Annotated in this window: 25 protein-coding genes; 14 read left to right on the forward strand and 11 right to left on the reverse strand. The window is 55.3% G+C overall.

Annotation, left to right across the window (positions count from 1 at the left end; translation table 11 throughout):
* Nucleotides 1–97: 97 nt before the first annotated feature.
* On the reverse strand, nucleotides 98–1189 hold the full coding sequence (locus tag OGY72_RS01280; protein WP_286546295.1) for a LacI family DNA-binding transcriptional regulator: 1092 nt from the start codon (nucleotides 1187–1189) through the stop codon (nucleotides 98–100).
* Between the two features lie 156 nt (nucleotides 1190–1345).
* On the opposite strand from OGY72_RS01280, the gene OGY72_RS01285 reads away from it, so the two are divergent.
* Nucleotides 1346–1954, forward strand: coding sequence for a class I SAM-dependent DNA methyltransferase (locus OGY72_RS01285; protein ID WP_370621441.1), 609 nt, complete (start codon nucleotides 1346–1348; stop codon nucleotides 1952–1954).
* Here OGY72_RS01285 and OGY72_RS01290 read toward each other — a convergent pair.
* The gene (locus tag OGY72_RS01290) at nucleotides 1951–2901 is read right to left on the reverse strand and encodes a GlxA family transcriptional regulator (protein ID WP_286546297.1); all 951 of its coding nucleotides are present in this window, start codon (nucleotides 2899–2901) and stop codon (nucleotides 1951–1953) included. The two genes, OGY72_RS01285 and OGY72_RS01290, sit on opposite strands and share 4 nt — an antisense overlap.
* Nucleotides 2902–2919: 18 nt before the next feature.
* Nucleotides 2920–3696 carry an MBL fold metallo-hydrolase gene (locus OGY72_RS01295; protein ID WP_148362371.1) on the reverse strand — a complete coding sequence of 259 codons (777 nt, stop codon included), beginning with the start codon at nucleotides 3694–3696 and terminating at the stop codon, nucleotides 2920–2922.
* Between the two features lie 376 nt (nucleotides 3697–4072).
* Here OGY72_RS01295 and OGY72_RS01300 point away from each other — a divergent pair, with 376 nt between their 5' ends.
* The 3 genes from OGY72_RS01300 (at nucleotide 4073) to OGY72_RS01310 (ending at nucleotide 5678) form a co-directional block, all read left to right on the forward strand.
* Nucleotides 4073–4318: a YmjA family protein gene (locus OGY72_RS01300; protein WP_003021350.1), complete on the forward strand. Its 246-nt coding sequence runs from the start codon at nucleotides 4073–4075 to the stop codon at nucleotides 4316–4318.
* Between the two features lie 86 nt (nucleotides 4319–4404).
* A complete protein-coding gene (locus OGY72_RS01305) occupies nucleotides 4405–4881 on the forward strand; it encodes a cold-shock protein (RefSeq protein ID WP_003830914.1) in 477 nt (158 codons plus the stop codon).
* Nucleotides 4882–5120: 239 nt separating this feature from the next.
* Nucleotides 5121–5678 carry a hypothetical protein gene (locus OGY72_RS01310; RefSeq protein ID WP_286546300.1) on the forward strand — a complete coding sequence of 186 codons (558 nt, stop codon included), beginning with the start codon at nucleotides 5121–5123 and terminating at the stop codon, nucleotides 5676–5678.
* Nucleotides 5679–5869: 191 nt separating this feature from the next.
* Here OGY72_RS01310 and OGY72_RS01315 read toward each other — a convergent pair whose 3' ends face one another.
* Together OGY72_RS01315 and OGY72_RS01320 are read right to left on the reverse strand one after the other, a co-directional pair.
* On the reverse strand, nucleotides 5870–6172 hold the full coding sequence (locus OGY72_RS01315) for a putative quinol monooxygenase (protein WP_149384036.1): 303 nt from the start codon (nucleotides 6170–6172) through the stop codon (nucleotides 5870–5872).
* A gap of 135 nt (nucleotides 6173–6307) precedes the next feature.
* Complete coding sequence (locus OGY72_RS01320) at nucleotides 6308–7120, reverse strand: DNA-binding transcriptional regulator (protein ID WP_050542092.1); 813 nt, start codon at nucleotides 7118–7120, stop codon at nucleotides 6308–6310.
* 191 nt (nucleotides 7121–7311) lie between these two features.
* Here OGY72_RS01320 and OGY72_RS01325 point away from each other — a divergent pair, with 191 nt between their 5' ends.
* From OGY72_RS01325 to mmuM, 9 genes are all read left to right on the forward strand, one after another.
* Nucleotides 7312–8976 carry a bifunctional 3-(3-hydroxy-phenyl)propionate/3-hydroxycinnamic acid hydroxylase gene (locus tag OGY72_RS01325; RefSeq protein ID WP_286546304.1) on the forward strand — a complete coding sequence of 555 codons (1665 nt, stop codon included), beginning with the start codon at nucleotides 7312–7314 and terminating at the stop codon, nucleotides 8974–8976.
* A 1-nt stretch (nucleotide 8977) separates the two neighbouring features.
* Nucleotides 8978–9922 (forward strand): 2,3-dihydroxyphenylpropionate/2,3-dihydroxicinnamic acid 1,2-dioxygenase, encoded by a 945-nt coding sequence (mhpB, locus tag OGY72_RS01330; protein ID WP_003830921.1) that lies wholly within the window; start codon nucleotides 8978–8980, stop codon nucleotides 9920–9922.
* A gap of 28 nt (nucleotides 9923–9950) precedes the next feature.
* Nucleotides 9951–10817 (forward strand): 2-hydroxy-6-oxonona-2,4-dienedioate hydrolase, encoded by an 867-nt coding sequence (gene mhpC, locus OGY72_RS01335; protein WP_286546308.1) that lies wholly within the window; start codon nucleotides 9951–9953, stop codon nucleotides 10815–10817.
* Between the two features lie 9 nt (nucleotides 10818–10826).
* Nucleotides 10827–11636, forward strand: a complete 810-nt coding sequence (gene mhpD, locus OGY72_RS01340; protein WP_286546311.1) for a 2-keto-4-pentenoate hydratase — start codon at nucleotides 10827–10829, stop codon at nucleotides 11634–11636.
* Nucleotides 11633–12583: an acetaldehyde dehydrogenase gene (gene mhpF / locus OGY72_RS01345; RefSeq protein ID WP_286546313.1), complete on the forward strand. Its 951-nt coding sequence runs from the start codon at nucleotides 11633–11635 to the stop codon at nucleotides 12581–12583. Before mhpD ends, mhpF begins: the two co-directional genes overlap by 4 nt.
* Nucleotides 12580–13593 (forward strand): 4-hydroxy-2-oxovalerate aldolase, encoded by a 1014-nt coding sequence (mhpE, locus tag OGY72_RS01350; RefSeq protein ID WP_286546315.1) that lies wholly within the window; start codon nucleotides 12580–12582, stop codon nucleotides 13591–13593. The genes mhpF and mhpE overlap by 4 nt, the downstream gene beginning before the upstream one ends.
* 69 nt (nucleotides 13594–13662) lie before the next feature.
* Entirely contained in the window at nucleotides 13663–14874 is a 1212-nt protein-coding gene (gene mhpT, locus OGY72_RS01355; RefSeq protein WP_174785057.1) for a 3-(3-hydroxy-phenyl)propionate transporter MhpT, read from the forward strand.
* 274 nt (nucleotides 14875–15148) lie between these two features.
* Nucleotides 15149–16552 (forward strand): S-methylmethionine permease, encoded by a 1404-nt coding sequence (gene mmuP / locus OGY72_RS01360; protein WP_001373486.1) that lies wholly within the window; start codon nucleotides 15149–15151, stop codon nucleotides 16550–16552.
* The gene (gene mmuM / locus OGY72_RS01365) at nucleotides 16539–17471 is read left to right on the forward strand and encodes a homocysteine S-methyltransferase (protein WP_286546321.1); all 933 of its coding nucleotides are present in this window, start codon (nucleotides 16539–16541) and stop codon (nucleotides 17469–17471) included. The genes mmuP and mmuM overlap by 14 nt, the downstream gene beginning before the upstream one ends.
* 107 nt (nucleotides 17472–17578) lie before the next feature.
* Here the strand turns inward: mmuM and fbpC are convergent, their stop codons facing one another.
* From fbpC to OGY72_RS01395, 6 genes are all read right to left on the reverse strand, one after another.
* The gene (fbpC, locus tag OGY72_RS01370) at nucleotides 17579–18625 is read right to left on the reverse strand and encodes a ferric ABC transporter ATP-binding protein (protein ID WP_003830930.1); all 1047 of its coding nucleotides are present in this window, start codon (nucleotides 18623–18625) and stop codon (nucleotides 17579–17581) included.
* An 11-nt stretch (nucleotides 18626–18636) separates the two neighbouring features.
* The gene (locus OGY72_RS01375; RefSeq protein ID WP_008783887.1) at nucleotides 18637–20715 is read right to left on the reverse strand and encodes an ABC transporter permease; all 2079 of its coding nucleotides are present in this window, start codon (nucleotides 20713–20715) and stop codon (nucleotides 18637–18639) included.
* Nucleotides 20716–20783: 68 nt separating this feature from the next.
* Entirely contained in the window at nucleotides 20784–21815 is a 1032-nt protein-coding gene (locus OGY72_RS01380) for an ABC transporter substrate-binding protein (RefSeq protein WP_003830932.1), read from the reverse strand.
* Nucleotides 21812–23116: an MFS transporter family glucose-6-phosphate receptor UhpC gene (gene uhpC / locus OGY72_RS01385; RefSeq protein ID WP_286546326.1), complete on the reverse strand. Its 1305-nt coding sequence runs from the start codon at nucleotides 23114–23116 to the stop codon at nucleotides 21812–21814. Before uhpC ends, OGY72_RS01380 begins: the two co-directional genes overlap by 4 nt.
* An 85-nt stretch (nucleotides 23117–23201) precedes the next feature.
* The gene (locus OGY72_RS01390) at nucleotides 23202–24743 is read right to left on the reverse strand and encodes an MASE1 domain-containing sensor histidine kinase (RefSeq protein ID WP_286546328.1); all 1542 of its coding nucleotides are present in this window, start codon (nucleotides 24741–24743) and stop codon (nucleotides 23202–23204) included.
* Nucleotides 24743–25372 carry a response regulator transcription factor gene (locus OGY72_RS01395; RefSeq protein ID WP_286546985.1) on the reverse strand — a complete coding sequence of 210 codons (630 nt, stop codon included), beginning with the start codon at nucleotides 25370–25372 and terminating at the stop codon, nucleotides 24743–24745. The genes OGY72_RS01390 and OGY72_RS01395 overlap by 1 nt, the downstream gene beginning before the upstream one ends.
* Before the next feature lie 323 nt (nucleotides 25373–25695).
* On the opposite strand from OGY72_RS01395, the gene tauA reads away from it, so the two are divergent.
* Nucleotides 25696–26658, forward strand: coding sequence for a taurine ABC transporter substrate-binding protein (tauA, locus tag OGY72_RS01400; RefSeq protein WP_003830936.1), 963 nt, complete (start codon nucleotides 25696–25698; stop codon nucleotides 26656–26658).
* The last annotated feature ends 14 nt before the right edge of the window (nucleotides 26659–26672 follow it).

Raw genomic sequence — 26672 nt, forward strand, 5'->3', positions numbered from 1 at the left:
ACTCGCTCACAATTTCAATCAAAATACGAACAAGCGCTCCTTTCTGTAAAGGATGGGGCGTTCAATAAGTGAGCTGACTCACACAATTGTTATGCGTTCACAATTTGGGTGTGAGCTGAGAAACTTGCCGTGCCAGCTGGATCAGGGAATCAGCCAGCGCCTGGGGAGTGGTGGTTTGCGAATCGGGAGGCAGAACCGTTTTGCGCTTGACCAGGGTGACAGGCAGCAGTTGGTTACCCACGATTGATTCGCCACGGGGGAGTTGTAGCAGCCTGTCGACGCTGGTTTCACCCAGTAACGGAAAATCCTGCCTGATGGTGGTCAGCGGTGGGATGTAACAGGCGCTGTCTTCGGTGTCATCGTAGCCAATTACCGATATATCCACCGCAACCCGCAGACCGAACTCGCTGATTGCCCGCATCGCGCCCAGCGCCATTTGATCGTTAGCGACCAGCATGGCGGTAGGAAGGTTACCGTTATTCAGCATGTGCATCGTTTGTTGAAAACCAGACATCGCGCTCCAGTCGCCTTCCAGCTCCGCTACGGGTTGTAGCTGGTAATGTGCCAGATACTTGTGCCAGCCCGCATGCCGAAGCCTTGCCGAAACGGAGGTGTGCGGCCCGCTCAGCAGGGCGATCCGTTGATGTCCGTGCTGCACCAGATGTTCAACGCCAAGGCGCGCGCCGTCGTCATGAGAGAAAATCACGCTGTTAATTGGCGTCAGGTCAGAGACATCGAGAAACAGCACCGGCACCGTACCGCAGGCAGCGGCCACGGCAATGGCATCTTCTTCATCCAGCGGATAGTTTATGATAAGCCCGGTTACGCGTTGAGAAAGCAGATTGTGGACCGCGGCTTTACAGGACTCAACGCCGCTGCGCTCGACCATGGCGATCACCACGCTGGCACCGGACTGGTCGGCGCGGGATTTTATGGCAGCAACGATTTGTGAGGGGGCATGCAGGGCAAGGTTTGCCGTCACAACGCCAATCAGTGGCGTCTGTTTGCCAGCCAACTGCTGTGCAACGCGGTTAGGAATGTAATTGAGTTCCGTCATCGCGGCCTCAACTTTCTGTCGGGTTTTTGCGGAAACGTGGCTGGCCTGGTTCACGACGCGAGAGACGGTCTGGTAAGAGACGCCTGCATGGTCTGCCACATCGTATAGCGTTACCGGTTTCACGTTTATCACCCCTGTAATGACGTTATCTGTGCGCTATGATGCCACAGCGGGGCGGTTTTGGGGTATTTGCGCATGGGTTCTGCGAGGCGCATTCCAGGGTTTGAGGATAGCGTGCTGAAGGATTTATCGCCGTTATACCTAACAGAAGAAAAAAGTGAGGACATTGTGAGCGATTCTGCGGCAAAAAATATTCTGTCCATCTATCGACGCCATGCGGATGCTTTTGCCAGCCAGCGCTCGCGCACCTTGTTCGAGAAACGCTGGCTCGATAAATTTATTTCCGTGATGGGCGGGCAGGGCAGCATTGTGGATATTGGCTGCGGCAACGGCCAGCCGATCGCCGGTTATTTTATCCAGCAGGGTTTTCAGCTTACCGGCGTTGATGGTTCCCCGGCGATGCTGGCGCGGGCCCGAAACACTTTTCCCGCACAGCGCTGGCTGGAACAGGATATGCGCGAGCTGGCACTCAATGAGACTTTCGATGGTCTGATCGCCTGGGACAGCTTTTTCCATTTAACTCAGCAGGACCAGCAAAAGATGTTCCCGATTTTTGACCGCCTCAGCCATCCAGGCAGCGCGCTGATGTTCACCAGCGGTACGGACAACGGTATCGCGATGGGGCAATTTGAGGGTGAGCCGCTGTTTCACGCCAGCCTCGCCCCGGATGAATACCGCGCACTGCTGTCAGCACACGGTTTTGCGGTGGTCGAGATGGTGATGGAAGATCCGCACTGCGCCGGGCACACCATCTGGCTGGCGCAAAAAAGAGGCTAATCACCGCGAAAGGTTTTACGCCATTCAGCCGGGCTAACGCCAAAGTGGGATTTAAAATGCTGGCGCCAGGTGACGGGCGACTGAAAACCAACCTGTTCTGCGATGCGTTCAATGGGTAACTGGCTGGACTCCAGCAACGTCTGGCTACGGCGCAGGCGCTCGGCAATCAACCATTCGGCCACGCTTGACCCTGTGGCCTTCATAAAATGACGGGTGAGGGTGCGACGGCTCATCATCACCCGTTGCGCCAGCTCGTCAAGATTATGCGGTTCATGGAGATGCTGGCGCAAATAGTCGAGCAGGGCGTTGATGCGCTGATCTTTGGTATTTTTCGCCACCGGTTGCTCGATAAACTGTGCCTGGCCGCCCTCGCGATGTGGCGGCACAATCATCCGTCTGGCAATCTGATTCGCCACCGTGCTGCCAAAACGCTGGCGGATGACGTACAGGCAGCAATCCAGCGCAGCGGCGGTGCCTGCCGAGGTAATAATACCGTCGTCATCCACGTACAGCGCGTTGATATCCAGATGAGCTGCCGGAAAGCGGGCCTGAAAATCCTGCTCGAACTCCCAGTGCGTAGCCGCCCGTTTGCCATCCAGCAGACCGGCGTAGCCGAGCACAAACGCACCCAGGCATAACCCAACAATCTGCGCGCCGTTTTGTCGCGCACGATTGAGCGCATCAAGCAGGCTTTGTGGTGGCCGATGTGCTGTGGTGCCCCACCAGGGGATCACCACAATATCGGCGGCCTCCACCGCTTCATAGCCGTAGGCTGCGTTGATGGAGAAGCCATCCTGCGAGGAAACGATGCCCGGCTGTTCGGCGCACAGTTGCACCTCAAAACGCTTTTTCGCCGCCACTTTGTCACTGAAAATAATGCACGGCACCGAGAAGTGGAACGGGCTGAAATCTTCCACGGCAACAATGGCGACGTTAAGCGGTTGCATACGATTCCTCTGTGGAGATTAAAACGTCAGGGTTTCGCCATCTTCCGGCACGTTAACGAATTGCGCAATCTGGTTGTCGCAGGCGTACTCTTTCAAGGCCGCGCGGGTCAGCAGACAGTGGTTAATCGCCTCCATATGGGTCGCCACAATTTGTGCTTCGGGCAGCGTGAAGTGGGTTTTAAGTACATCTTCAGCGCCCATGATAATTGGGCCAAACCCGATAACGTGGGCAAAGCCTGCATTCACAATGACCACGCCTGGCTGGAAAGTCCGCATGTTGGTTTCCACCTCGTCGCGCCAGATGGTGTCCCCGACCAGATACAGCGTTTTTTCCGCCGGATGTTGGAAGATAACTCCGCAGGCATCACCCAGACGCTCAGCCATTTGCGGGATGGCGTAAGCGCGATCCGAACCGTGCTGGCCGCCGGTTTTACGCAGGGTGATATCACCAAGCGCAGTGTTTTGCGTCAGTACGGTCAGTTGCGTGAAACCTTGTTCCCGCAGTACCTGCGCATCGCGATCGTTTTGCACATAAATCGGTTTGTCTTTCGGTACGACACGAGCCGCGGCTTCATCCCAGTGGTCTTCATGCAGATGGGTCACGATCAGCGCATCAACGTTGAGCAGGGTGTCGATATCGACAGGCAGATCAACGGTCGGGTTGCGGATCTCGGCGCGTGCCGTACCGGCAAAGCCCGGATAAGTACCTTTTGCCGCCAGCATAGGGTCGATCAGAAATGTTTTGCCACCAAAGGTGATGTGCTGCGTGGCGTTACGGATTTGCGTGATGTTCATGGTGTTTGCTCCACGTGTTGGGTCAGTGGTGTCATCGTAGAGTGTTGTCCAGAAGATGAATGTGGGCAAATGGGCGACTAGCGATGAGATTGGGCCAACTGCAGATGATAGATATCAATTATGTAATTAAAGTAATTTAATATTCCCTTTGTGGCTCGTTATTTAATTCGCAGCCATTATATCGAACTGAATAAGAATGCTGTTATTTAAATACGGAAAGATTTATTAAATACGAAGTGGCGCCAGAAAACATTATTGATATATGTAAAGCATAGTGGCCAATAAAACAGATCGCGAACCATGAAATAAGAATGCTATCATTCACATCAGACGCGGCAGGCAACTGCTGGCACACGCATTTACCCCGGAGCAACTGATGAACAACGACATTCCGCTAAAATATTATGATATCGCCGACGAGTACGCGACCGAGGCCGCAAAGCCGGTGAGCGACACAGAACGTGACGCGCTGGCGCACTACTTCCAGCAGTTGATCACCCGTTTGATGAACAACGAAGAGATCAGCGAAGAAGCACAGCAGGAGATGGCAACCGTGGCAGGTGTCGACGCTCAGCGTATCGATGATATCGCGGAGTTCCTCAATCGTTGGGGTAACGAGTAGCCAAAGACATGGCCTGTGTTTTACACTGCGCGCAAATTGAGTAGGTATACTCTACGAGTAATAGGTTTAATCAGGCGGAAACAGCAATGAACGGAACAATCACAACGTGGTTTAAAGATAAAGGCTTTGGATTTATCAAAGATGAAAACGGCGACAACCGCTATTTTCATGTGATTAAGGTTGCTAATCCTGAGCTGATCAAGAAAGACGCGGCGGTGACTTTTGAGCCCACCACCAACAACAAAGGCTTGTCTGCCTACGCGGTAAAAGTCATACCAGACAGCAAGTACATCTATATCGCAGGCGAGCGTCTGAAGCTCACCTCGATCAAGTCATTCCTGGTCTACAGCGAAGAAGTCCCTGTAGAGACCCGTATCGACAAAGAAAATGCTGTGCTGTCTGTCGGCGTGCTGATGAACAGCATCCGACCGAAATCAGATGTCAAGCCTGGTGAAATGCGCACGCTGAAAAAGCTGGCTATTACCACCTTCCAGGGCACGACACTGATCTTCTCGGAAGATGAAATTGACATCGACGCGACGGTGAAACTGCTTAAAGTCTGAAACCCTTCAGACTGAATAAAAACCGGAACGCTGCTCTTTTCAGGAGCGGGTTTCGGTTTTTTTTTGATATGTGTAATTTACGTGATTCAGGTATGTAGTGATAAAATTAGTAGGTAGCAATCCGTTTCTGAATAGGTATATATTATCCGTATTAAATAAATATGATCGCCAACTATTTGCAGATTAGTAGCGCGGTTAACTAATAGTGATTCACCGGTATAACTAATGGGGTAATATAAGTGATTTTTAAAAAAATATGGAAAGCTATATCTTCTGAATATATACCATCGGCCATTTGCTTTTTTCTCCTTGCAAAAATGGATTATGAAATAATATCTATCTGGCCACAGAATGAATCGGTTGATGACAGAATTAAACTTTCTTTATTATTCATTCATTTGGTGATGATTTTAGTGATGTTTACTCCGCTAATTAATCGGTTTTTGTCACGAGTAGACAATGAGAAACTTGAAAAGTTTATAGCTCTTCCGCAGAAAGATAAAAACATCACATACATCGATTATTATGATTTTCTGAGCGGGCTTGCTTTATCAGGATTTTACTTATCTATCCTTATTTTTACAATGAAGAGTATTTACGAAGAAGCAGGATGGATAATTTCTGGTATTTATATATTTACAATGTTTGTGTCTTCTATTTCTATTGCTGCATTGTCATTGCTTAGATTTATCTGGTTATTTACAAAGTTTAATAATTATATATATTGGTTTATTGTTTTACTTGCGAGCAGTATGTGTATGGCAGTTATTGGTGCCGCGATGAAAATGGCCTCGTAAAAATGCGCTTAATATCTGGAACAGTGATGATTCCGTTTTGTAATCCGTGGGATGCATTGTTGCAAAGCTTAAAGCCTCTTTTGAAGAGGCTTTAAGCCCTCAGCGACCAGGGAAGTAAAAGACTGTCTTTCCTGGTGTTGAGCATTCTGCCAAAAACATAATTAACAGTATTCCAACTACTTTCTTCATTATCACGAGACTGCCGGATTTACCACGTCATCCATCAGTATGTAACGTGCTTCCTGGCGCGTGTATTGATCGATTAATGGTACAAGTCGCTGGAAATGCTCACTGGCACAATGTTCATCGAGAGCCGCGTGGTTTGGCCATTCTTCGATAAAAATAAAATGCCCCGGATCTTTTTCATCAATATAGAGGTCGTAAGAAATACAGTGCGGTTCTTTCTTCGTTGCCGATATTAGCTCACGATACAACGGGAGAACGGTTTCAATATACTCAGGTTTGATGAAATCCTCAGCAATGACCTTTAACATGCAGCCTCCTGGCAGAAAACGAATGCACACTATGTAATGAAGATATTTTTTGGGCAAGAGGTCACAGAGTTTTATCGGCCGGTTAGTGAGTTATGCCAGCTATCAATCAGATAATCCGCATAACTGTGATCCATCTCACCTCCCGGCAACCAAAATCTCCTGCGACTCGACGCCGTCCTCTATTTGTTTCGCCACCTTTTGTAAGGCCGGAAGATGCTTTTCCGCAGCCTGTTCGATGGTCATGGCGCTGGCCATATACACCAGATTCAGGCAGCCGATCACCCGCTGTTCGCTGCGGATGGGGACGGCGATAGAAGCGATTTTCTCTTCCTGATCCCAACCGCGAAAGTTCTGGCCAAAACCGTCTTTTCGCGCGCGGGACAAAATGGCATTGAGCTTCAGCGGTTCGCGCGCAAGCTGAAACTCTTCTCCCGGTCGGGAGGCCAGCATTTCAATCAGTTCCTGCCGTTCATTCTCCGGACAAAATGCCAGCCAGGTCAGGCCGGATGCGGTTTTCAGCAGTGGCAAACGACGCCCTACCATCGCCCGGTGAAACGACAGGCGGCTGAAACGGTGGGTGGTTTCACGTACCACCATCGCGTCCACATCCAGCGTGGAAACGTCGGTCGGCCAGATGACCTCGCGCAGTAAATCCCCCAGCAGCGGGGCGGCGAGTGCAGAAATCCACTGCTCGTCACGAAACCCCTCGCTGAGCTGGCGGACTTTAATGGTTAAGCGAAAGCTGTCATCGGACAGGCTGCGCCGGACGTAACCCTCATCCTGCAGGGTTTCCAGCAGCCGTCTGACCGTGGTGCGATGCAGGCCGCTTAACTCAGCAAGTAAGCCAACACTGGCCCCACCATCGAGCCGGTTTAACATATTTAATAACATTAATCCGCGCGTTAATCCGCGTACGGTTTTGTACTCAGTGCTCTCGTCATTTTTCATATTCATTGACAAATCTACAGGTAAAACAACGTTGTGCACTTAGTGCACATCCTGGCATGTTTTGATTGTAGCGCAAAAACTCGCTTCTATACTGACCGCACAACAAAAAATTATTCACATATTTTTAACAAAACAGATTGCGCCTCACCAGGGTCTGCAATTGCGTTTTGTCCGAGTCGTGAGGTTCTGAAATGACAACAAAAAAACCGGATATCCAACCCGCTGTGCAGCATACCGCGCAGGTAGCGATTGCCGGCGCTGGTCCGGTAGGGCTGATGATGGCCAACTATCTTGGCCAGATGGGCATTGAGGTGTTGGTAGTGGAGAAGCTCGACACGCTGATCGACTATCCTCGCGCCATCGGCATTGACGATGAAGCGCTGCGCACTATGCAGTCTGTGGGGCTGGTCGAGCGCGTTTTGCCGCACACCACGCCGTGGCACGCAATGCGTTTTCTCACCCCGAAAGGCCGCTGCTTTGCTGATATCCAGCCGATGACCGACGAATTTGGCTGGTCGCGCCGCAATGCGTTTATTCAGCCACAGGTGGACGCGGTGATGCTGGAAGGGTTGTCGCGTTTTCCCAACGTGCGCTGCCTGTTCTCCCGCGAACTGGAGGCCTTCAGCCAGCAAAACGGCGAAGTGACGCTAAATCTGAAAGCGCCGGACGATCAACGTGAAACGGTGAAGGCCCAGTGGCTGGTGGCCTGCGATGGCGGCGGCAGCAACGTCAGATGCTCGCTGAACGTGCCGTTTGAAGGTAAAACCGCGCCGAATCAGTGGATTGTAGTGGATATCGCCAACGATCCGCTCAGCACGCCGCATGTGTATCTGTGCTGCGATCCGGTGCGCCCGTACGTCTCCGCCGCACTGCCGCACGCGGTGCGCCGTTTCGAATTTATGGTGATGCCGGGGGAAACTGAAGCGCAGCTTAGCGAGCCGCAGAATATGCGTCAGCTCTTGAGCAAAGTGCTGCCGAACCCGGACAACGTCGAGCTGATCCGCCAGCGCGTGTATACCCATAACGCCCGTCTGGCCGAACGTTTTCGTATTGACCACGTGCTGCTGGCGGGCGATGCGGCGCACATTATGCCGGTCTGGCAGGGTCAGGGATACAACAGCGGCATGCGCGATGCTTTCAACCTGGCATGGAAACTGGCGTTGGTGATTAACGGTAAAGCCGGCGATGCGCTATTGAATACCTACCAGCAGGAACGTCGCGACCACGCCAAAGCGATGATCGACCTCTCTGTGACCGCAGGCAACGTACTTGCACCGCCGAAACGCTGGCATGGTGCGGTGCGCGATGGGGTTTCCTGGCTGCTGAACTATATTCCGCCGGTCAAACGCTACTTCCTTGAAATGCGCTTTAAGCCGATGCCGCAGTACCACGCCGGGGCGCTGGTGCGTGAAGGCAACGCGAAAACTTCACCGGTCGGCAAGATGTTTATCCAGCCGAAGGTGACGTTGGAATCGGGCGAAGTGACGTTGCTCGACAACGTCATCGGACCGAATTTCGCGGTGATTGGCTGGGGCTGTAACCCGCTATGGGGCATGAGCGAGGCGCAGATCCAACAGTGGCAGGCGCTGGGGGCGTGTTTTATCCAGGTCGTGCCGGAGACGCAGATACATACCGATCAGGATAACCACGATGGCGTTACCCGCATTGGCGATACGCAAAACCGCCTGCGCGCGTGGTTTGCCCAGCACAACGCCGCGCTGGTAGTCATGCGCCCGGACCGCTTCGTGGCCGCCATCGCCATTCCGCAAACCCTGGGCAGCACCCTGAATAAACTGGCGTCGGTGATGACGCTCACTCGCGCTACTGCCGACATTCCTGTTGAAAAGGTTGCCTGATATGCACGCTTATCTTCACTGTCTTTCCCATTCGCCGCTGGTGGGCTATGTCGACCCGGCACAGGCTGTGCTCGACGAGGTTAACGGCGTGATCGCCAGCGCTCGGGCACGTATTGCGGCGTTCGAACCTGAACTGGTCGTGCTGTTTGCCCCCGATCACTACAACGGATTTTTCTACGACGTGATGCCGCCGTTCTGTTTAGGCGTTGGCGCTACGGCGATCGGCGATTTTGGTAGCGCGGCGGGGGAACTGCCGGTGCCGACAGATCTCGCTGAAGCCTGCGCCCACGCGGTAATGAAAAGCGGTATCGATCTCGCCGTGTCCTACAACATGCAGGTCGATCATGGCTTCGCGCAGCCGCTGGAGTTTTTGCTCGGCGGCCTGGATAAGGTGCCAGTGCTGCCAGTGTTTATTAACGGCGTCGCCGCGCCGCTGCCGGGCTTTCAGCGCACCCGCATGCTTGGTGAAGCGATTGGCCGTTTCGCCAGCTCGCTGAATAAGCGCGTGCTGTTTTTAGGCTCCGGTGGTCTGTCGCATCAGCCGCCGGTACCGGAACTGGCGAAGGCCGATGCCCATATGCGCGACCGCCTGCTCGGTAGCGGCAAACAGTTACCTGAACACGAGCGTGAGCTGCGCCAGCAGCGGGTGATCAGCGCCGCCGAGAAGTTTGTGGTCGATCAAAACACGCTACACCCGCTTAACCCCGTCTGGGATAACCGTTTTATGACCCTGCTTGAGCAGGGGCGTTTGCAGGAGCTGGACGCGGTCAGTAACGAAGAGCTGTCCGCGATGGCGGGCAAATCAACGCACGAAGTTAAAACCTGGGTTGCCGCCTTTGCCGCCATTTCTGCCTTTGGCAACTGGCGCAGCGAAGGCCGTTATTACCGCCCGATCCCGGAGTGGATCGCCGGATTCGGCTCCCTGAGCGCCACTACGCAGAACTAAAACAGAACTGAATATGCAGGAGAACATCATGACTTACCAATCGCAAACCGAAGCCGCTACCAGTCGTTTTCTGGAGGTGCAGGAAGCAGGCGAAACCCTACGCGTGCATTTCAATGACTGTGGGCAGGGCGAAGAGACCGTCGTGCTGCTGCACGGATCCGGTCCTGGCGCGACGGGCTGGGCAAACTTCAGCCGCAATATCGATCCGCTGGTACAGGCCGGATACCGGGTGATCCTGTTGGATTGTCCTGGCTGGGGCAAAAGCGATGGGATCGTTAACCGCGGTTCGCGATCCGATCTCAACGCCCGCATCCTGAAAAGCGTGGTCGATCAGTTGGATATTCAAAAAGTCCACCTGCTGGGTAACTCGATGGGCGGTCACAGTGCTGTGGCGTTTACCCTGAGCTGGCCGGAGCGCGTGGGCAAACTGGTGCTAATGGGCGGCGGAACGGGCGGCATGAGCCTGTTTACCCCGATGCCAACCGAAGGTATCAAGCGTCTGAATCAGCTGTATCGCGAGCCGACCATCGAGAACCTGAAGCTGATGATGGAGATCTTTGTCTTCGACACCAGCGACCTGACCGAGGCGTTGTTTGAGGCGCGGCTGAATAACATGCTGTCGCGCCGCGATCACCTGGAAAACTTTGTCCAGAGTCTGGAGGCCAACCCGAAACAGTTCCCGGATTTCAGCCCGCGTCTGGGTGAAATCAAAGCTCAGACCCTGATTGTCTGGGGACGCAATGACCGCTTCGTACCGATGGATGCCGGTCTGCGCCTGCTCTCCGGAATTGCCGGTTCTGAGCTGCATATCTACCGCGACTGCGGACACTGGGCGCAGTGGGAGCATGCGGATGCCTTTAACCAGCTGGTGCTGAATTTCCTCACACGCCCTTAAGGAACGGACATGACGAATCGTAATCTTGAGCAGCTGGCCGCCGATTTACGCCTGGCTGAAGAAAAAGGGGAAGCCATCGCCCCACTGCGTGAATTGATTGGTGTGGATAACGCCGAAGCGGCCTACGCCATTCAGCGCATCAACGTGCAGTACGACGTGGCGCGCGGGCGTCGCGTGGTCGGGCGCAAAGTGGGGCTGACGCACCCGAAAGTGCAGCAACAGCTGGGTGTCGATCAACCGGACTTCGGTACGCTGTTTGCTGATATGTGTTATGGCGATAACGAAACCATCCCGTTTTCCCGTGTGTTGCAACCGCGTATTGAAGCCGAAATTGCGCTGGTGCTGAACCGCGATCTGCCCAATACCGACACCACTTTTGACGAGCTCTACAACGCCATCGAGTGGGTCCTTCCCGCGCTGGAAGTGGTCGGCAGCCGTATCCGCGACTGGTCGATCAAATTTGTTGATACCGTGGCGGATAACGCCTCCTGTGGCGTGTATGTGGTCGGCGGTCCGGCCCAGCGTCCGGCAGGATTAGATCTGAAAAACTGCGCGATGAAAATGACGCGCAACAACGAAGAGGTCTCCAGCGGGCGCGGCAGCGAATGCCTGGGACATCCGATCAACGCCGCCGTCTGGCTGGCGCGCAAAATGGCCAGCCTCGGCGAGCCGCTGCGTGCCGGAGACATTATTCTCACCGGAGCGTTAGGCCCGATGGTGGCGGTGAATGCGGGCGATTGTTTTGAAGCCCATATCGACGGTATTGGTTCAGTCGCCGCCACCTTTTCAGCGGCGGATACAAAAGGAAGTCAGTCATGAGTAAGCGTAAAGTCGCCATTATCGGCTCCGGCAACATCGGTACCGATTTGATGATAAAAATTCTGCGTCACGACGTGCATCTGGAAATGGCGGTGATGGTCGGTATCGATCCAGAATCTGATGGCCTGGCGCGTGCCCGACGCATGGGCGTTGCAACCACCCATGAAGGGGTGACAGGGCTTATCGCCATGCCGGAATTCGCCGATATCGACATCGTGTTTGACGCCACCAGCGCAGGCGCGCATGTGAAGAACGATGCCGCGCTACGTGCCGTTAAACCAGGCATCCGCCTGATCGATCTGACGCCCGCGGCAATCGGTCCTTACTGCGTGCCGGTGGTGAATCTGGCAGCCAACGTTGATCAGCAGAACGTCAATATGGTGACCTGCGGCGGACAGGCAACCATCCCAATGGTGGCGGCAGTTTCTCGCGTTGCAAAAGTCCATTACGCCGAGATTATCGCCTCGATCGCCAGTAAATCGGCGGGGCCGGGTACCCGCGCCAATATCGACGAGTTTACCGAAACTACCTCGAAGGCGATTGAAGTGGTCGGCGGCGCGGCAAAAGGCAAAGCCATTATTGTCCTTAACCCGGCCGAGCCGCCGCTGATGATGCGTGACACGGTGTATGTGCTGAGCGAAGCGGCCTCTGAGGTTGAAGTTGAAGCGTCGATTAATGAGATGGCGGCGGCGGTGCAGGCCTACGTGCAGGGCTATCGCCTGAAACAGCGTGTCCAGTTTGAAGTCATCCCAGAAGATAAACCGGTGAATCTGCCGGGTATCGGCCAGTTCTCTGGGCTGAAAACCGCGGTGTATCTGGAAGTGGAAGGCGCGGCGCACTATTTACCAGCCTACGCGGGCAACCTCGACATTATGACCTCCAGCGCGCTGGCGACCGCTGAGAAGATGGCACAGTCCCTCGCTCGTCAGGCAGGAGAAGCAGCATGAACGGTAAAAAACTCTATATCTCTGACGTGACCCTGCGCGACGGTATGCACGCTATTCGTCATCAATATTCGCTGGAGTATGTACGCCAGATAGCCAAAGCGCTGGACGACGCACGGGTTGATTCTATTGAAGTGGCCCACGGCGACGGTTTACAAGGTTCCAGCTTTAACTACGGCTTTGGTGCGCACAGCGACCTGGAGTGGATTGAAGCGGCGGCGGACGTGGTGAAGCATGCCAAAATTGCCACGCTGTTGCTGCCGGGTATCGGCACTATTCATGACCTGAAAAATGCATATCAGGCCGGCGCACGGGTAGTGCGCGTGGCGACCCACTGCACTGAAGCAGACGTGTCGGCCCAGCATATTCAGTATGCGCGTGAGCTTGGCATGGATACCGTCGGTTTTCTGATGATGAGTCATATGACCACACCGGAGAACCTGGCGCAGCAGGCGAAGCTGATGGAGAACTACGGCGCGACCTGTATTTATGTGGTCGATTCCGGCGGCGCAATGAACATGAGCGATATTCGCGCCCGCTTCCGCGCACTGAAAGCGGTGCTGAAGCCGGAGACGGAAACCGGAATGCATGCGCATCACAACCTGAGTCTTGGCGTGGCGAACTCCATTGCCGCGGTAGAAGAGGGGTGTGACCGTATCGACGCCAGCCTGGCCGGGATGGGCGCAGGCGCGGGCAACGCACCATTGGAAGTGTTTATCGCCGCTGCGGAAAAACTCGGCTGGCAGCATGGAACCGATCTCTACGCACTGATGGACGCCGCCGACGATTTAGTGCGTCCACTACAAGACCGCCCGGTGCGGGTGGATCGTGAAACGCTGGCGCTGGGCTATGCCGGGGTGTACTCCAGCTTCCTGCGTCATTGCGAAGTGGCGGCAGCACGCTATGGCCTGAGCGCAGTAGATATTCTGGTGGAACTGGGCAAACGTCGGATGGTGGGCGGCCAGGAAGATATGATCGTCGACGTGGCGCTGGACCTGCGCAACCGCAAATAAAAAATGATTACGCGGCTGGCAACGTATCAGCCGCGATTCACCTGCATCGTGACCTCAGAGGGACATCTTATGACGACCCGTACCCCCGCATCTTACCGCCTGACGTTGACTGTTGGGCTTTGCTTTTTAGTTGCCCTGATGGAAGGGCTGGATTTACAGGCCGCTGGTATCGCTGCCGTCGGTATCGCCCACGCGTTTGCGCTGGATAAAATGCAGATGGGCTGGATCTTCAGTGCGGGCATTCTCGGGCTGCTGCCCGGCGCGCTGGTGGGTGGCATGCTGGCTGACCGCTACGGCCGCAAGCGTATTCTCATTGCCTCTGTGGCGCTGTTCGGCCTGTTCTCGCTGGCGACGGCGATTTCCTGGGATTTCTCATCGCTGGTATTTGCCCGTCTGATGACCGGTGTCGGGCTGGGCGCGGCGTTGCCGAACCTGATCGCGCTGACCTCCGAGGCGGCGGGCCCGCGTTTTCGCGGTACGGCGGTGAGTCTGATGTACTGTGGTGTGCCGATTGGTGCGGCGCTGGCGGCAGCGCTCGGGTTTAGCGGTCTTGCCTCCGCCTGGCAAACGGTGTTTTGGGTAGGTGGGGTGATCCCGCTGCTGCTGGTGCCGCTGTTGATGCGCTGGCTGCCGGAATCACAGGTTTATACCCAACAAACGCAAGTGGCCGTCGCACCGCTGCGGGCCCTGTTTGCGCCAGCGACGGCGAGTGCCACGCTGCTGCTGTGGTTGTGCTATTTCTTCACCCTGCTGGTGGTGTATATGCTGATCAACTGGCTGCCAATGCTGCTGGTGGAGCAGGGCTTTCGGCCATCGCAGGCGGCAGGCGTAATGTTTGCTCTGCAAATTGGCGCGGCCAGCGGCACGTTAATTCTCGGAGCGTTAATGGATAAACTGCGCCCGGTGGTGATGTCGCTGCTGATCTACACTGGGATGTTGGCTTCACTGCTGGCGCTGGGTACGGTGTCGTCATTGAGCGGCATGCTAATGGCGGGATTTGTGGCGGGGATGTTCGCCACCGGCGGGCAAAGCGTGTTGTATGCGCTGGCGCCGCTGTTTTACAGCACGCAGATCCGCGCCACAGGCGTGGGAACCGCCGTCGCAGTCGGGCGTCTGGGGGCGATGAGCGGCCCGCTGCTGGCAGGGAAAATGTTAGCGCTCGGTACCGGAACGGTAGGGGTGATGGCGGCTTCTGCGCCGGGCATTATGCTGGCAGGCCTGGCGGTATTTATTCTGATGAGCCGCAAATCGCAGATGCCGTTCCCGGTCAGCGGTGCTTAAGCACTCATCCGGTTGTGGGAGTGGGGAGATTTGATTCCCACTTCCGGGTGAACGCCGTCAGTCAACTGTGTTGCCAAAGTTTAGATAAAACATGGCAACGGAGGCGTTATGAGCTGGCGGCCCTTTTTGTATCTGATTATTAATCCCCACCCGCTATTAAGCGCCCGGCGCGGTCATCTGCGTCTGGTGCAGGGTTGACTTTGCATTCTGTTAACAAACACGGTATAACAAACCTTCTTTGGATGTTTAGATGTCCATACGTTTAGAAGGTTATATGCAAACAACACAACAAAATGCGCCACTGAAGCGCACAATGAAAACGCGTCACCTGATTATGCTTTCCCTGGGCGGCGTGATTGGCACAGGGTTATTCTTCAATACCGGGTACATCATTTCCACCACCGGAGCGGCGGGAACGCTACTGGCCTATCTGATTGGCGCGCTGGTGGTCTGGCTGGTCATGCAGTGTCTGGGCGAGCTGTCGGTCGCGATGCCGGAGACCGGGGCGTTTCACGTTTATGCCGCGCGCTATCTTGGTCCGGCTACTGGGTATACCGTGGCCTGGCTCTACTGGCTGACCTGGACCGTGGCGCTGGGTTCGAGCTTTACCGCCGCTGGATTCTGTATGCAGTACTGGTTTCCACAGGTGCCGGTATGGGTCTGGTGCGTGGTGTTCTGCGCGATTATTTTTGGTCTGAATGTTATCTCCACACGCTTTTTTGCCGAAGGGGAGTTCTGGTTCTCCCTGGTCAAGGTGGTCACTATCATCGCCTTTATCATCCTCGGTGGGGCGGCGATTTTCGGCTTTATTCCGATGCAGGATGGCTCGCCCGCGCCGGGGCTGAGTAATATCACGGCGGAAGGCTGGTTCCCGCACGGTGGCTTACCGATTCTGATGACTATGGTGGCAGTGAACTTTGCTTTTTCGGGTACCGAGCTTATCGGCATTGCCGCCGGTGAAACGGAAAACCCGCGCAAAGTTATCCCGGTAGCGATTCGTACTACCATCGCGCGGCTGATTATTTTCTTCATTGGCACCGTGTTTGTGCTGGCGGCGCTGATCCCGATGCAGCAGGCGGGCGTGGAGAAAAGCCCGTTTGTGCTGGTATTTGAGAAAGTAGGGATCCCGTACGCCGCTGATATTTTTAACTTCGTGATCCTGACAGCTATTCTTTCTGCAGCTAACTCCGGTTTGTATGCTTCTGGGCGCATGCTGTGGTCGCTGTCGAATGAACGTACGCTACCTGCCTGTTTTGCGCGAGTAACGAAAAACGGTGTACCGCTGACAGCGCTGTCGGTCAGTATGCTCGGTGGTGTGCTGGCGCTATTTTCCAGCGTAGTGGCCCCGGACACGGTATTTGTTGCGCTGTCGGCAATCTCCGGGTTTGCGGTGGTGGCGGTGTGGCTGAGCATCTGTGCCTCGCATTTTGTTTTTCGTCGCCGTCATCTGCAACAAGGTAAGGCATTGAGTGAATTACATTATCGCGCGCCGTGGTATCCGCTGGTGCCGGTATTAGGTTTTGTGCTGTGCCTGGTGGCCTGTGTAGGGCTGGCATTCGATCCAGCGCAGAGAATTGCGTTGTGGTGCGGGTTACCGTTTGTTGCGTTGTGCTATGGTGCTTATTTCCTTACTCAACCCCGAAACGCAAAACAGGAGCCAGAACATGTCGCAGAATAATCCGTTACGCGCTCTCCTTGATAAACAGGATATCCTGCTGCTGGATGGCGCGATGGCGACGGAGCTGGAAGCGCGAGGGTGTAACTTAGCCGACAGCCTGTGGTCAGCCAAAGTGCTGGTAGAAAACCCGGAGCTTATCCGCGAAGTACATCTTGATTACTACCGGGCGGGGGCGCAATGCGCGATCACTGCCAGCTATCAGGCGACGCCGGCGGGCTTCGCCGCGCGAGGCCTGGATGAAGCGCAGTCGAAAGCGCTGATTGGCAAAAGCGTGGAGCTGGCGCGTAAAGCCCGTGAAGCGTATCTGGCAGAGAACCCGCAGGCAGGAACGCTGCTGGTGGCGGGATCCGTTGGGCCTTACGGCGCGTATTTGGCGGATGGCTCTGAATACCGTGGCGATTATCATTGTAGCGTTGAGGCGTTCCAGGCGTTTCATCGCCCGCGCGTGGAAGCCTTGCTGGATGCCGGGGCCGATCTGCTGGCCTGCGAAACCCTGCCGAATTTTGCCGAGATTGAGGCGTTGGCTGAGCTGTTGACCGCATATCCGCGTGCGCGGGCGTGGTTCTCATTTACCCTGCGCGACAGCGAGCACCTGAGCGACGGTACGCCGCTGCGTGACGTGGTTGCGTTGCTGGCGGGTTATCCGCAGGTGGTGGCGCTAGGCATTAACTGCATTGCGCTGGAAAACACCACCGCTGCGTTGCAGCATTTACACGGTTTAACGACGCTGCCGCTGGTGGTGTATCCGAACTCGGGTGAGCAGTACGATGCGGTGAGCAAAACCTGGCATCATCACGGTGAGCATTGCGCGCAACTGGCGGATTATCTGCCGCAGTGGCAGGCCGCTGGCGCCCGGTTGATTGGCGGGTGCTGTCGCACCACGCCTGCGGATATCGCCGCGCTAAAAGCGCGAAGCTGAGAGTTTATCGGGCCTGCATCGTTCATTGTAGGCCTGATAAGCGCGGCGCATCAGGCATTGCCGGGTGGCGGCAAAAGCGCCTTACCCGGCCTACAAAGCCACAAACGTTATGCCGCATCCGCCAGAACAAACATGCCGTACGGATGGATTTCGAGATAATACTGTTCGCCGACGTCCGGTTGCAGGCGCGTAGCGTTGACCTGCAATAAAATCTCCTGCCCGTGCCATTCCACCGTCACTTCATACTGCGGACCCATATAGGCGACATGGCGGATCACGCAGCGCTGGCTCTCCTCGCCGCGATCGCTGAGCGTGATCGCTTCCGGGCGCACACCGACCATCCCTTCGCCCTGCGTACCAAAGTGCAGCGGACGCGGCAGATGATAGCCGTAGATATCAACGTATCTGTCGCTGAAGGTAGCCGGGAACAGGTTGGCATCGCCCATAAAGCTCGCCATAAAGCGGGAGGCGGGCTGGCGGTAAAGATCCTGCGGTGAGCCGATCTGCATGATGTGTCCCTTGTTCATCACCAGCACTGTATCAGAAACCGCAAAGGCTTCGCTCTGATCGTGGGTGACGTACAGCGAGGTGATATCAAACTGCTTTTGCAGCTCGCGGATCTTGTCGCGCATGCTGCGACGCAGGTTGGCGTCGAGGTTACTCAACGGCTCATCAAACAGCAGCACTTTCGGCTTGAGGATTAGCGCGCGGGCCAGCGCCACGCGCTGCTGCTGACCGCCGGAGATCTGGTCGACAAAGCGGTCTTCGAATCCTTCCAGATCCACCATCGCCAGCGCCTCTTTGACGCGGGCTTTCAGCTCTGCGCGCGGTACGCCGAGCATTTTCAGGCCATAACCGACGTTCTCTCCCAGCGACATATGCGGGAACAGGGCATAGGACTGAAACACCATGCAGATATCGCGCTGCTGAATAGAGCGATGGGTGACGTCTTCGCCATCAATGAAAATTTGCCCTTCGCTCGGTTTTTCCAGCCCGGCAACCAGGCGCAAAATGGTGGTTTTGCCGCAGCCGGACGGGCCGAGCAGGGTTACCATTTGCCCCTGCGGGATGGTGAGGTTGATATTGTCTATTACCGTATTACTGCCAAATCGTTTAGTGACGTTGCGCAGTTCAACGAAATTTTTCTGAGTCATAGTGCGCTCCATTACGCCTGGTTTTTGGCTTTTGAACGGGAGGTACGTGATTCGCCGATCAGCCAGTCAAAGATGAAAATAATCGCCAGCATCACCACGATCAGAATGGAACCGTAGGCAATCGCCACACCGTATTCGCCATCTTCAACGCGGTTCAGGATGTAGGCCGTCGCTACGCGGGTATCCGGCGTGACGAGGAACACAATGGCGCTGACGGTGGTAATGGCGCGCACAAAGCTGTAAATCAGTGCCGAAAGGATCGCCGGACGCAGCAGCGGCAGCAGGATATGTGTAATGGTCCGCAGCGAACCGGCGCGCAGGCTGAGCGAGGCTTCATCGAGCGATTTATCGATTTGGCCTAAGCCCGCGATGCCTGCGCGGATACCGACCGGGACGTTACGCATCACCATTGAGATAATGACGATGGCGGCGGTGCCGGTGAGGTACACCGGAGCGCTGTTAAAGGCCAGAATGTACGACACGCCCGCGACGGTGCCCGGAACGGCAAAGCACAGCATGGTGGTGAACTCGATGGTCTTCTTGCCTTTAAACTGCTGGCGCACCACGATCCATGCGATCAGCAGGCCGAAGATCGCGGTGATCGGCGCGGCAATCCCGGCGTAGAGCAGGGTGTCGAGCAGTGAAGGCCACGCGCCGTCGCTCATCCCCTGACCGAACAGTTTGGTAAAGTTCGCCAGCGTCAGGGTGTAGTCCACGCCCCAGTTGACGGTGAAGCTACCGTAGAAAATGCTGCCGTAGAGCAGGGCGTTAAAGGCAATCCACACTGCCAGCAGCGCGACCACACTCCATACCAGCGTTACCGGCAGCGGCTGTACGTCGCCCCGGTAGGATTTGCCGGAAACGGTGACGTATGAGCGTTTACCAATCCACATATACTGCACGCAGAATACCAGCAGCGAGAACAGCAGCAGGAAGGCTCCCAACGTACTGGCGGCCTGGTAGTCGAGCTGCGAACCGGTGATGTAGAAGTAGATTTGCGTTGCCAGCACGTCGAAGTTACCGCCGAGCACCAGCGGGTTACTAAAGTCGGCCAGTGACTGCACCACTACGATTAAAAAAGCGTTCGCCAGTGCGGGTTTCAGCAGCGGGACAAACACGCCGTTAAAGGTCTGCCAGCGGCTGGCACGCAGGGTGTATGATGCTTCTTCCAGCGACGGATGAATGGTTTTGATTGCTCCGTCGAGGATCATAAACGCCATCGGCGTAAAGGCCAGAACCTGCGCCAGCCAGATGCCGGTAAAGCCATACAGCCAGTTGGTGTTGGTTAAACCAAACCATTCGACCATAAACTCGGTGATGTAACCGGAGCGTCCCATCATCAGCGTGACGCCTAAACCGACGACAAACGGCGGAGTGACGATCGGCAAAATCGAGAAGATACGTCCGATTATGGCGCTGCGTCTGGCGATACGGGTGGTGTAGATAGCCAGTACCAGACCAAAGAAGGTACAGCCGACGCCGACGGCAATCGACAGCATAATCGAGTTGAGGATCACCTGAATGATATGTGCCTGCGACAGCACATTCATAAACGCCAGCGGGGCAAATTCCCCGGCGTCGTTGGTGAACATCGGAATGAAAATGGCGATGCTTGGCCAGACGATAAAAATACCGATCAGCGCGACAATCGCGGTAAGCGAGCCGATGACGAAACGGTCACCGCCCAGCCATTCGAGGCGGGTGAGCGCCAGGGTCATGATTGCGCCAAGCGCCACAAACAGCACGATGGTGGCATAGCCTAAGCCGCGACCCTCAAGGGTGGCGCTGGCGACAATAAAGGCCATACAGAAAAATGCCCAACCCGCGTCAAGATAATGGCGGCTGCGCTGTTCGCGCCTGGCTTCATGGAATGGGCGCACCAGCAGCAGACTTGGCAGCAGATACCACAGCCAACTGATATTGAACTGCGACCAGCCGTAGGCGGCGAGTATTTCTTCCCGCGTTGACTCCAGCAGACCGTAGTCCAGGCTCCAGCTCGGCAGCAGGGCAAACGCCAGCCAGCCGAGCAAAACCCAAAGAAATATCGCATCCCGTTTTTTTACGGGATGGAGTGCAAGTGTGTGTGACATAGCGTTTCCGGTAATGTAGGCCGGGTAAGGCGTTTACGCCGCACCCGGCAAATGAACGCAACGTGGGTTTATTTACCCATCTTAACTTCGCTAACCCACTTATTGATCAACGCCTTACGTACGTCAGTCGAGCCGTACTTATCCATGTCGTAATTGATAAGCTTCAGGTCGTCGAGCTTCAGCGAGTTAGGGGAGGTCTCGGCGGTGGTGTTGGTCAGGATCTGATAGGATTTGCCTTTCTTCCACGCCAGCTCCTGCGCGTCTTTTGACAGCACCCAGTCAACGAACAGTTTGGCATTGTCGACGTTGCGCGCACCTTTCAGGATGCTGACGCCGCCGATTTCATAACCGGTGCCTTCGCATGGAGAAATCAGTTCCAGCGGTGCGCCCTGTTCTTTTTCCAGCGAGTAGTCGTGCAGGAAGCCGATGCCGATAGCCGTTTCACCGCGGGCAGCGTTACGCGCCGGGGCAATGCCGGATTTGGTGTATTGAGAGACGTTGGCGTTGAGCTGTTTCAGGTAATCAAAGGCCTGATCTTCGCCCCACAGTTGAGCAAAGGTCGCCAGCGCGGTGTAGGCGGTACCGGAGCTTTGCGGGTCAGCAATCTGGATTTCGCCCTTGTATTCCGGTTTGGTCAGATCCTTCCAGCATTTTGGCACCGGCAGGTTTTTCTCTTTCAGGCGCTGGGTATTAACGCCAAAGCCCAGAATACCGACGTAAACCGCCGAAGAGAGGTTACCTTTGACCTTTGCGGGATCGCGGAATTTCTCCATGATCTGTTCGAGGTTTGGTGATTTATACGGCTGTAGCAGACCCATTTCACCGGCCTGAGATTGTGGATCCAGCGTACCGCCGTACCACACATCCGCCTGCGGGTTTTTCTTCTCTGCATCCACTTTCGCCAGCGTACTGCCCGAGCCGTTGCGAATGAATGAGGTTTTCACATCATATTTTTCACCGAAGGCTTTGGTTTCGGTTTCGCACATCTCGTTGGTGGCGCTGCAATACACCACCAGGCGGCCCTGCGCCTGGGCTGCGTTGCTGAAGGCAGCCAGCGTCAGAGCGGAAGCAATCAGGGTAGAGGTAAGCGTCAGTTTCATTGTTTTATCCTTTGACTGAGAGAAGGGGTAATGCCCGCAATGAGCAACGGCATCAGCAATAAACCCATAAAGACAGCGGCAACCGAGAGCAAACTGAACATTCCCGACCAGCCGTAATGTTCTATGACCAACGACAGCGGCCAACCCGCCAGCGCGGCCCCCAGATAGGCGAAAAGCCCGAGAAAACCGGTAATTGAACCTGCCGCCGCTTTGTGTCCGCATTCAACGGCTGCGAGGCCAATTAGCATCTGTGGGCCAAACACAAAAAAGCCCACGGTAAAGAAACACACTGCCAGTAACGCGTAGTGGTGCACTGGTGCCAGCCACAGTGCGGAGACGGAAACCATCAGCCCCAGCGTGAACAGCAAAATCATCGGCGCACGTTGACCGCTGAACAGCAGATCCGATCCCCATCCGGCAAACAGCGCCCCCAGCAAGCCGCCAACTTCAAACAGCATCACCGTGGCATTGGCGCTGAGCAGATTCACGCCGTGGCTTTCCGTCAGCCAGATATTGCCCCAGTCGTTGAGCGCAATGCGGATCAAGTAGACCAATACATACGACACGCCGAGCAACCAGATCATCGGGTTTTTCAGCATGGTGGTGCGCAACATTTGCCACAGCCCCATCGGCGGGCTTTGCTGCTCCTGGCGTAGCTCCAGCGGGTCATGCCGCCATTCCCCAACCGTGGGTAATCCTTCTTCCTGGGGCGTGCCTTTCAATTGCAGGGTGAGCCAGATTCCCAATGCCATGCTGATTATCCCCGGTGCCAGCATGGCTGCCTGCCAGCCCCACCAATGGGCGGCAAAAGCGCTAATCAGCGGGATAATGGCGCCACCGATATTGATCGACATATTCCAGCAGCCCCACCAGAAGCCACGTTCGTTGCGCGAGTACCAGTGGGTCAGTAGTCGGGCACAGGGCGGCCAGCCCCACCCCTGAAAAAATCCGTTCAGCGTCCAGACCACCAGCAGCAGCGTCAGCGATTCCCCAAAGGCGAACAGCACGTTTAAAACGCCGGTAGCAAACAGGCCAATTCCCATAAATGCGCGCTGTCCGTGGCTGTCGTGCCACAGCCCAGCGGTAAATTTCGACAAACCATAGGTCAGATAAAACAGTGACCCAAGCAGGCCGATATCGCCTTTATCCAGACCCAGATCCGTTTGCAGCGCCGGGAGGACGTAGTTAACGCTTTTGCGCGTCAGATAAAACGCGGCGTAACCAATTACCATACACATCAGCAGCCGGGGGCGTAGCGCCCGGTATTGTTGGTCTGTTTCGCTGGCTGAGCGTGTATGCATGGCAGTCTCCGTTTGTGCTGACTATAGGAAAGTGAAAGCAAAAGGGGATGAGAGAAAGTCCGCAGTGACTAAGACTTTTTCCTGGTTAGCGGCTGGTTTGTTGCAAATTTGTGGGCAGGTTAACAATTACCCGCGTGCCGTTGTTTGATTCGAGCGTCAGTTCACCGCCAAGGGCGCTCACCCGTTCACGCATCCCCTGGATACCGAAACCGGGGATTTTTTCTGGCAGAATACCAACGCCGTTGTCAGCGACGTCCAGAAACAAGCAATGTTCCCGCTGGCGCAGCGTAATCGACACATCGCTGGCATCGGCATGTTTGCAGACGTTATTGAGTAACTCCTGCAACAGGCGATACAACGTGAAGCGCACCGTTTCGTTTTCTGGCGTATTCTCTAGCTGATAATCAAAGCGGCAGCGAATACCCCGCTCAGCAAAAGCAAATTCATTCACCAGATGATGTAGTGCATCTTTAAAAGACAGTTCATCGAGCGCGGGTGGGCGCAGCTGACGAAGTAGCTGGCGGGTCGAATGGTGAATACGCCGGGCCAGGTTGTTGATCTGATTTGCTGCTTCGAGCGTTTGCTCAGGGCCTGGCGCGCGTTTGACCAGTTGCGACTGAATTTGAATGGCGGTGATGTTCTGACCAATTTCGTCGTGCAGTTCCCGCGCCAGGCTTTTGCGCGTGTTTTCTTCGGTGCGGATCAGCTGTTCGGTCAGCGCGCGACGCGCCGCCAGTTCGGTTTCCAGACGCTGGCGATAATGGTGCAAATTTTGCGCCAGATGCTGCTGGCGGCTGATGGCGATCCCCAGCCCGATGCCGAGCAGCGCCTGGGTGGCGAGGAAAATCTCCAGCTCCAGTAAGTTACTGAACCCGACGCCGATTTGCCGGGCGATGGTGATCATCATACTGCCGAGCAATCCAGACAACACGCCGCCCTGCCAGCCAAATTTCCACGCCATCACCACGTTCGGTAAGAACACCACGATCAGCAACAGGCGCTCGATCTCCGGCGACAGCACCATCTGAGTACCGATGCCAATAATAAAAAACAGGCTACACCAGATGATAAGCGAGGTGCGCAGTGGGGGATTGGTGGTATCCAGCCCGAGCAGATGATAGCGGTGCTGTTGGCGCAGAAATTCATAGATCAGATAGACAAACGGCGTCAGCAACACGCCGCCGGTAAACGACGCCAGGCCAATCAACGTTGCCGGGCTCTGGATAAACGGTGAAAGCAGGGCGGTATTGAGCAATGAGGTGAGCGTTACGGCGGCCAGCAGCAGCGTTAAGCGTTGCCAGTAAAGGGGAAAGCGGTGCCAGTATGACTGGCCGATGCTCGCCGGAATCAGGCTAATTAACGGCGCAGCCAGCAGGATATAGCCATTCAGTAATTGCTCGCTGTGCAGCCAGAACAACATTAGCAGGGGGGGCAGCACCAGTGCGGGCCAGTAACGGCGAGAAAGCAGAATTAACAGCGCGAGATAGACGCCGTGCGGCAGAAATAGCGCCGCCTGCTGGCCGTTGTGGGTCAGGTAAAACCCCAGCGTCCACAGCATCAGCCAGCCCGATCCCCAGGCCAGCAGAATAAACAGAGAAACAACCCAATGCCGAAGGTTACGCGACATTAATGCCCCGTCAATAGCTGGTGGTCGAGCGCAAAATGCACCAGATCGATGGTGCTATGGCATTGCAGTTTGCCCAGCACGTTCGCCCGATGAACGTGCACCGTCTTGTGGCTGAGATCGAGTTTGAAGGCGATCTCTTTCACGCTGTCGCCTTTGACCAGCAGATCAAACACTTCGCGCTCGCGTGGGGTCAGTACTTCCAGGACCTGCGCGGGCTGTTCGCCGCCGCGTAGCGCACGCAGCGCATCGGCGCACAGGTAATGCCCGCCCATACCTACCGAACGTACTGCCTGCACCAGTTCTTCCGGGCCGCAGCGTTTGGTCAGGTAACCGCTGGCACCAGCGTCCAGCGCGCTTTGCACAAACGTGGGCGAGTCATAAATGCTGAGAATGATGGCGCGAAAACCGGGCTTTAGCGCCCGCAGTCGTTTTAACAGGCTCAGACCATTTTCATCCGGCATGGCGATATCCATTACCGCGACGCTGACGTCATCATGCAGAAGTGCAGACCAGGCCTCCGCTGCGCTGCTGTACTGACCGGTAACGTTAAGATCGTCTTCGAGATTGAGTAATTGCGCAAAGCCGGAACGCACCACCACATGGTCATCCACCAGCACAACATGAATCATGATATTGCTCTCTTGCCTGACAATGGTCTCTATGATGCCTGCCAGCACCGCGCTGGCAATCACCGTGGCGCGGATATGTAACGAATGTAACAAAATCGCAATAATTTACAGCGAGTGTAGGCCTGATAAGCGCATCAGGCATTGATTGCCGGATGGCGGCGCAATCGCCTTATCCGGCCTACATTCCGTAATGAGCGAAATAGCTAACTATTGCCGCTTTTTTTCTAAAAACGCTTTGTTCTTAGCCAGAATTTTTAATTCCTTTATCAAAATGTGCCGCAACGAAATACTGCCTCCATAACAAGACAGGGGAGCAGACAATCATGGCTATTTCATCGCGTAACGCACTTCTTGCCGCACTGGCATTCATCGCATTTCAGGCGCAGGCGGTGAACGTCACCGTTGCTTATCAGACTTCCGCCGAACCCGCCAAAGTGGCACAGGCGGATAACACCTTTGCCAAAGAGAGCGGGGCGACCGTTGACTGGCGCAAATTTGACAGCGGCGCGAGCATCGTTCGTGCGCTGGCGTCCGGTGATGTGCAGATCGGTAATCTTGGCTCCAGTCCGCTGGCGGTTGCAGCCAGTCAGCAGGTGCCTATTGAGGTTTTCCTACTGGCATCAAAGCTCGGCAATTCTGAAGCGCTGGTGGTGAAGAAAAACATCAGTAAACCGGAAGATTTGATTGGCAAACGCATTGCCGTGCCGTTTATTTCCACCACCCATTACAGCCTGCTGGCGGCGTTGAAACATTGGGGGATTAAACCCGGCCAGGTGGAGATTGTGAACCTGCAACCACCGGCGATTATTGCCGCATGGCAGCGCGGAGATATTGATGGTGCGTATGTCTGGGCACCTGCGGTCAATGCGTTGGAAAAAGACGGCAAGGTGTTAACCGACTCCTCACAGGTTGGCGAGTGGGGAGCACCGACGCTTGACGTGTGGGTGGTGCGCAAAGATTTTGCCGAGAAGCATCCTGAGGTGGTGAAAGCCTTTGCCAAAAGCGCTATCGATGCCCAGCAGCCTTATATCGCTAATCCTGATGAATGGCTGAAGCAGCCGGAGAATATCAGCAAACTGTCGCGTTTGAGCGGCGTACCGGAGGCGGATGTACCGGGGCTGGTGAAAGGTAACACTTACCTGACACCGCAACAGCAAACCGCTGAGCTAACCGGCCCGGTGAACAAAGCGATTATCGACACCGCGCAGTTCCTTAAAGAGCAGGGCAAAGTCCCCGCTGTCGCGACAGATTACAGCCAGTACGTTACCGATCGCTTCGTGCAATAAATAAGGAGGCGATG

The sequence above is a fragment of the Citrobacter sp. Cpo221 genome, assembly GCF_030332345.1.
GTDB classification, from domain to species: domain Bacteria; phylum Pseudomonadota; class Gammaproteobacteria; order Enterobacterales; family Enterobacteriaceae; genus Citrobacter; species Citrobacter portucalensis.